Source organism: Microbacterium testaceum, assembly GCF_020781835.1.
GTDB lineage: Bacteria > Actinomycetota > Actinomycetes > Actinomycetales > Microbacteriaceae > Microbacterium > Microbacterium testaceum_H.
Genome location: NZ_JAJGNJ010000007.1, coordinates 215,711 through 221,805 on the forward strand (window position 1 = coordinate 215,711; position 6,095 = coordinate 221,805).

General features: G+C 71.5%; 7 protein-coding genes and 1 tRNA gene. 3 read left to right on the top strand and 5 right to left on the bottom strand.

Annotated elements, in window-relative coordinates:
* Window positions 1–4: 4 nt before the first annotated feature.
* Window positions 5–259 carry a DUF3263 domain-containing protein gene (locus tag LL239_RS12190; protein WP_228163698.1) on the bottom strand — a complete coding sequence of 85 codons (255 nt, stop codon included), beginning with the start codon at window positions 257–259 and terminating at the stop codon, window positions 5–7.
* A gap of 9 nt (window positions 260–268) precedes the next feature.
* Complete coding sequence (locus LL239_RS12195; protein WP_228163699.1) at window positions 269–1,261, bottom strand: DUF2332 domain-containing protein; 993 nt, start codon at window positions 1,259–1,261, stop codon at window positions 269–271.
* Between the two features lie 72 nt (window positions 1,262–1,333).
* Between LL239_RS12195 and msrB the strand changes: the two genes are divergently transcribed.
* Together msrB and LL239_RS12205 are read left to right on the top strand one after the other, a co-directional pair.
* The gene (gene msrB / locus LL239_RS12200) at window positions 1,334–1,741 is read left to right on the top strand and encodes a peptide-methionine (R)-S-oxide reductase MsrB (RefSeq protein WP_228163700.1); all 408 of its coding nucleotides are present in this window, start codon (window positions 1,334–1,336) and stop codon (window positions 1,739–1,741) included.
* Window positions 1,738–2,307, top strand: a complete 570-nt coding sequence (locus LL239_RS12205; RefSeq protein WP_228163701.1) for a nitroreductase family protein — start codon at window positions 1,738–1,740, stop codon at window positions 2,305–2,307. Before msrB ends, LL239_RS12205 begins: the two co-directional genes overlap by 4 nt.
* Before the next feature lie 60 nt (window positions 2,308–2,367).
* Here the strand turns inward: LL239_RS12205 and LL239_RS12210 are convergent, their stop codons facing one another.
* The 3 genes from LL239_RS12210 to LL239_RS12220 form a co-directional block, all read right to left on the bottom strand.
* Window positions 2,368–3,327 carry a DMT family transporter gene (locus tag LL239_RS12210; RefSeq protein WP_228163702.1) on the bottom strand — a complete coding sequence of 320 codons (960 nt, stop codon included), beginning with the start codon at window positions 3,325–3,327 and terminating at the stop codon, window positions 2,368–2,370.
* A gap of 220 nt (window positions 3,328–3,547) precedes the next feature.
* Window positions 3,548–3,620 (bottom strand) — tRNA-Thr (locus LL239_RS12215).
* Between the two features lie 44 nt (window positions 3,621–3,664).
* Window positions 3,665–4,624: a DsbA family protein gene (locus LL239_RS12220; RefSeq protein ID WP_228163703.1), complete on the bottom strand. Its 960-nt coding sequence runs from the start codon at window positions 4,622–4,624 to the stop codon at window positions 3,665–3,667.
* 213 nt (window positions 4,625–4,837) lie between these two features.
* Between LL239_RS12220 and LL239_RS12225 the strand changes: the two genes are divergently transcribed.
* On the top strand, window positions 4,838–5,941 hold the full coding sequence (locus LL239_RS12225; RefSeq protein ID WP_228163704.1) for an ABC transporter ATP-binding protein: 1,104 nt from the start codon (window positions 4,838–4,840) through the stop codon (window positions 5,939–5,941).
* Window positions 5,942–6,095: the final 154 nt, after the last annotated feature.

Sequence of the window (6,095 nt, forward strand, 5' to 3'; positions counted from 1 at the left end):
CCCATCAGCGCGTCGCCGTACGCCCCAGGCGGGCGCGGTGCTGCTGCGCGGCCTCATCGCGGCGCCGACGCAGACGCCGGACCAGCATCGGGTCGTGTGCGAGAGCGTCCGGATCTTCGAGCACGCGCCCCAGCAGTTGGTAGTAGCGTGCGGGGGCGAGATCGAACTCCGCGCGGATGGCCTCCTCCTTCGCCCCGCCGTGTCGACGCCACTCGCCCTCGAAGGCGAGGAAGGCGCGATCACGGTCCGAGAGAGCCACGACGCCACGCTACTGCGCGCGGTACGCCGATCCCGGATGCCACGCCACCCACGCGCCGAGCGGATCGACGCTGGCCAGGACCTCGCCGTCGAGCGCGAGAGCGAACCCGCCCGGACGCAGCTCCGGCGTGCCGTTCCACGCGTCGTGGAGGCCCGCGGCATCCACGGTCACCCACCGCCCGGCGGCACGAGCGGCGGCGATGACGCCATCACGATGCCGACGCGGAACGTGCGCCAGGACACCGGGGGTCGTGACCACGAGCGTCGCCTCCCGCGGCGCACGAGACGCCAGTGCGGGCAGGGCCTGGGCTCCGTCGCCGGCGAGGAGCAGTGGAGGATCGGCCGCGGCGATGTCGAGGGCCGCGGTGATCCGCTCGCGGCGCCCCTCCTCCCCGGGCCACACCAGTCCCGTGAGCCACGCGCGGTCCTCAGGGTCGCGGGCGTCGAGCGGTTGCAGGTCGATTCCCGCGCGCCACACAATCTCAGGCAGGCGCAGCGGCGGTTCACCCGAGACGTCGGATTCCAGGACGACGGTGCTGCGCCCGCCCTCGGGATCGAGGCTGGTCGTCCGGCCATCCGGGGATCGGAACCGGTACGAGTACCGGTCCGCGTAGAGGCACAGCCCGGCGCTGGCCCCGATCTCGATCAGCGCGATGGGTCCGTCGATGAGTGCCAGGGCCGGGAGCAGCGCCGCGCACCGCAGCGGCTCGTTCGTCTGGATGCTCCGCCGCTCGCACTCGGCCACGAGCGTGTCGGCGTGGGAGACGATCCAGTCGGCCCACCGGTCCCCCGCCTCCATCGGCGCGCCGAGCAGGCGCGCGACGGCGAAGACCAGCGGCGGCTGGCGGTGCGTGGCGGGGATACGGGCGAGCACGGCCGCGACGGCGGGGTCGTCGACCACGCGGTCGGCCCACTCGCCGTAGAGCCGGGAGCGTCCCGGAGCCTCGTCGCGGGCGAAGCGCCCGTACCGGTCGACGACGGCGGTCACGGCATCCTGGTCCACCCGGCGATTATGCCGCCCCGCCCGGTGCAGTCCCTGGACACGCGAGAATGGAGGAGACGAAGGAGACCACTCATGACCTACGCCGTCGAAAAGTCCGACGACCAGTGGCGGGCCGAGCTCAGCCCCGAGCAGTATGCGGTCCTGCGCCAGGCCGGCACCGAGCGCGCGTGGACCGGCGAGCTGCTCGACGAGAGCCGCGCCGGCCTGTACACGTGTGCCGCCTGCGGTGCCGAGCTGTTCCAGAGCGGCACGAAGTTCGACTCGCACTGCGGGTGGCCGAGCTTCTACGAATCCGTTCGACCCGAGGCCGTCGAACTGCTCGAGGACAACAGTCACGGGATGCAGCGCACCGAGGTCCGCTGCGCCAACTGCGGCTCGCACCTCGGACACGTGTTCCCCGACGGGTTCGGAACACCCACCGGCGACCGCTACTGCATGAACTCGCTGTCGCTGAGCTTCACCCCCGCCGACGAGGCATGAGCGCGCTGGAGGCCATGCGCGATCGGCGGTCGTGGTCGAAGGTCACCGACCTGGCACCCACCGGCCCCGAGCTGGAGGCCTTCGTTGCGGCGGCCGGGCGTGTGGCCGACCACAAGTCGTTGAGACCCTGGCGTCTCATCGAGATCCGTGGCGCTGATCGCGACGTGCTCGCCCGCGCCTTGAACAAGGCCGACGGGAAGAAGGGCCTCTCGTCGAAGCCGCGTCGGGCGCCGCTCATCATCGCGGTCGTCGCCGACCTGAGCTCGAAGAAGATCCCCGCGTGGGAGCAGGAAGCCGTGGCATCCGGTGTCGCCCACATGTTGAGCCTGGCACTCGACGAGGCGGGGTTCGGCGTGTTCTGGCGCTCCGACGACAACACCCGCAGCAAGCTGCTCGCCAAGGCGCACGGTCTGGCCAAGGGCGAGGTGCTCCTCGGCTGGCTGTACGTCGGGGGCAAGCCGGTGCGATCGCGCCCCACCCGGCGGAAGACTGTGGATGCCGCGAAGCACATCTCACGGATGCCGGGCGGCAAGAAACGTCGGAAGGTCGACGAGGCGCGGCTCTGACGCCGTCCGAAGGGCCGACGCCGGGTGCCGCGGCGACGCGTCGTCGTCCGCGGCGGGGCTTCACCCCCGGCGGATCCGGCCGCGGCGCGGCCTCCGCCACGGCACCGCCGCCACCACGACCCCCGCGATCGCCACTGCGGCCGCGAGCACAGCGATGGGGAGGGGAGGCGCCGCCGGCGCGGGCCACACGGCGTCGAGCACGACCGACGTGGCGAGCAGACCGACCACGGACCCGAGTCCCATCAGCAGTACCCCCGTACGCTGCACGATGACCGACGACAGGAAGATGTAGACGACACCCACCGTTCCGCCCAGGTACAGCCAGGGGTCGCTGGGGAGGCCGCGCGGCGGTCCGACCACCGCGACGTGCGCGAGCACCGCGACGATGAGCACCGCTGTTCCTCCCGCGAAGTTGACCACGGTGGCGGCCAGGGGGCTCTGCACCCGCAGCCGCAGCCGCCCGTTCGTGCCCTGCTGCCACGCGACTCCCGCCCCGGCGATGACGGGGACGACGAGCATCCAGACCGGGATGCCGCCCACGCTGTCCCCCATCAGCGACACCGCGACGCCCGCGAGCGCCAGCAGCGCCCCCACCACCCGACGCACGGTGACCGGCACGACGCCGGCGGGACCGTAGCCGACACGGTCGAGGAGCAGTCCACCCGTGGTCTGGCCCGCAACGAACCCGACCGTGAACAGGGCGACGCCGACGGTGGCGACGGCCAGCCCCTGGCACGCGACGGTGAACGCTCCTGCCGCACCGCCCAGCAGCATCCACACGGGGATCGAGCGTTCCCTGATGGCCGCCGACAGTCGTCGCAGGCCCGCACGCCCGGAAGGGAGCACCGCGGCGATCGCGAGCACGACCACCAGGCCGGATCCGAACGAGATCCCACCGGCCAGCACGCCGTCGCCGGTCTCCGCGCCGAGGGAGCCGTTGATACGCGCCTGCAACGCCGTCAGCGAGCCGATCAAGACCGCTCCGAGGATGGCGATCGCCGGTGATCGTCGCTGAGACATGGATCCTCATTCCCTGCGCCCGCTCGCATCGCGGGCCGTCGTCGATCGTACGTGCCCGCTGACCGGGCACCCGTCCCGAGACAGCGGCCCGAGTCCGAGCAGCACTGCGGGGCGTGGATGACGTGATCCCGGCCAGCAGGCACACGGGCCCGGTGACATTCTCACCGTCATGCCCGATGGGGCGGTCATCGTGCCCTGGCGCGGACTGGTGGAGAGGAAGTGCCGGCTACAGGACTTGAACCTGCAACCCCCGTATTACAAGTACGGTGCGCTACCAATTGCGCCAAGCCGGCTGGACGGCCAGTCTATCGGCGCGCCGGGCGATGCTCCGAGTAGGTCAACCGGCCGGTGTCTCGACGGGCGACGGGGTCGGCGTGGCCGTGGAGTAGTAGGCGTTGCTGTCCACCGTGAGCACGAACTGGGCGAACTCCTTAGGGTCGTCCATACGGCCGACGTACGGGGTCCCGTTCACGAGCACCGTCGGCGTCGCGGTCAGGGCCTGCCCCTCGGTGTCGGGCAGCCCCTTGATCGCGCGGTCGGTGGCGGCCTTCGCCCAGCCGGTGAACGTCTCGTCCTCGATGCACGCGCGCACCGTGTCGGGGTCGGCCACCCCGGTGCCCTGCGCCATGTCGGCGAGCTTCTCGTCGCTGTAGCCGTCGGAGTCCACGGGCGGCTGGTTGATGAGCAGCTCGTGGTTGAAGGCGAAGAACCTCTCGGACGCGTGTGTCGCGACGCACGCGGCGGCACCGGCGGCACGGAGGCTGTACTTGGTGCCGTTCGACTTCGATGTGAGCATGGCCACCGGGTAGTACGTCAGCGACGCGGCATCCTCAGACACCCACTTCGAGAGCTGCTCGGCGTTGGCCAGCTGGAACTCACGCGCCTCGGTCGAGAGGTAGTCGACGTAGACGCGGATGTCGACCGGAGCGGCGGTCGTGGTCGGCTCGGGGGCGGGCGTCGGAGTCTCGGTGGGAGTGGCCTCGGCCGCCATCGCGGAGGCGTTGCCGTCGACGGTCTGGTCAGCCAGCGGGTCGGCGATCCCCGTCGCGGCGGTGACGACGAAGCCGTCGTCGGAGGCGGCATCCGGGAGCGCCTGGGACCGGCCGTCGCGGGACGACAGCGCATACGTGACGCCTGCCGCACCGACGGCGACCGCCGCGACGGCACCGACGGTCACCAGCGATCGGCGGACGATCCGTGCCCGCGTCTGCCGCGCCTTGACCTGCTGCGCCTTCTCGCGCACCGCCTCGCGACGAGCGTTCTCGGCGGGCAGATTCGACGTCTGGTCGTTGGACATGGGACCTCTCGGGCGCGGACGGGAGCCGCTGACGATGATGGGAACGCACGGGTAGGCGAACGAGCACCGATGGTAGTAAGCCTGGCTGAGAAATGCCCAGACACGTGCCATACTGACCCTGCGCTCAACGTCGTGCGCGCTCGGGGTCGCCCCCGTTCATTCCATTCACTACGGATCGTCCGGCACGTACCTGCCGGTGAAGGAGAAGAAGAAATGGCGTCCGTCACCTTTGACAACGCAACCCGTCTGTACCCCGGAGGCACCCGCCCCGCGGTCGACAAGCTCAACCTCGAGGTCGGCGACGGGGAGTTCCTCGTCCTGGTCGGCCCCTCGGGTTGCGGTAAGTCCACGTCCCTTCGCATGCTCGCCGGCCTCGAAGAGGTCAACTCCGGCCGCATCCTGATCGGTGACCGCGACGTCACCGACGTGCCGCCCAAGGACCGCGACATCGCGATGGTCTTCCAGAACTACGCGCTGTACCCGCACATGACGGTCGCCGAGAACATGGGCTTCGCCCTGAAGATCGCCGGCGTCGGCAAGGAAGAGCGGGCTGCTCGCGTGCTCGAGGCCGCGAAGCTGCTCGACCTCGAGCAGTACCTGACCCGCAAGCCGAAGGCTCTCTCGGGTGGTCAGCGTCAGCGCGTCGCCATGGGCCGCGCGATCGTGCGTCAGCCCCAGGTGTTCCTCATGGACGAGCCGCTGTCGAACCTCGACGCCAAGCTCCGCGTCCAGACCCGCACCCAGATCGCGTCGCTGCAGCGCCGCCTCGGTGTCACCACGGTCTACGTCACGCACGACCAGACCGAGGCCCTGACCATGGGCGACCGCATCGCCGTGCTCAAGGACGGCCTGCTCCAGCAGGTCGGCACCCCGCGCGACCTGTACGAGAAGCCGAAGAACGTCTTCGTCGCCGGCTTCATCGGTTCGCCCGCGATGAACCTGTTCCCGGTCGACCTGGCCGAGGGCGGCGTGCGCTTCGGCGACCTCATCGTCCCCGTCGAGGCGGACGTGATCGGCAAGGCGCACGGCAGCGAGGTCACCATCGGTGTCCGCCCGGAGGACATCCAGGTCGCCCCGGCCGACGGCCGCGGCCTGTCGGTGGTCGTCGACCTCGTCGAGGAGCTCGGTGCCGACGGCTACCTATACGGCCACACCGACATCAACGGCAAGCGCACCGACATCGTCGCGCGCGTCGACGGCCGTCGTCACCCGAACGCGGGCGAGACGGTCGTGCTGGCTCCGGTTCCCGGTCACGTGCACGTCTTCGACCTCGAGTCGGGCGACCGTCTCACGGACAAGGCCATCGCCTCGGCCTGATCCGACCCACCGTCGCGGGGGGGGGGGGGGGGGGGGGGGGGGCCCCCCCCCCCCCCCCCCGGCCCCCCGCCGGGCGGGGCGGGGGGCCCGCGCCAGCCCCCCCCCCCCCCCCCCCCGGCGGGGGGGGGCGGGCCGGCGGGGCGGGCCGGGGGCC

What these genes read in the sequence shown, in the direction of transcription:
- LL239_RS12205 (WP_228163701.1), top strand. Translation starts at nt 1,738, where the DNA reads ATGAGCGCGCTGGAGGCCATGCGCGATCGGCGGTCGTGGTCGAAGGTC.
- LL239_RS12210 (WP_228163702.1), bottom strand. Translation starts at nt 3,327, where the DNA reads ATGTCTCAGCGACGATCACCGGCGATCGCCATCCTCGGAGCGGTCTTG.
- LL239_RS12220 (WP_228163703.1), bottom strand. Translation starts at nt 4,624, where the DNA reads ATGTCCAACGACCAGACGTCGAATCTGCCCGCCGAGAACGCTCGTCGC.
- LL239_RS12225 (WP_228163704.1), top strand. Translation starts at nt 4,838, where the DNA reads ATGGCGTCCGTCACCTTTGACAACGCAACCCGTCTGTACCCCGGAGGC.
- msrB (WP_228163700.1), top strand. Translation starts at nt 1,334, where the DNA reads ATGACCTACGCCGTCGAAAAGTCCGACGACCAGTGGCGGGCCGAGCTC.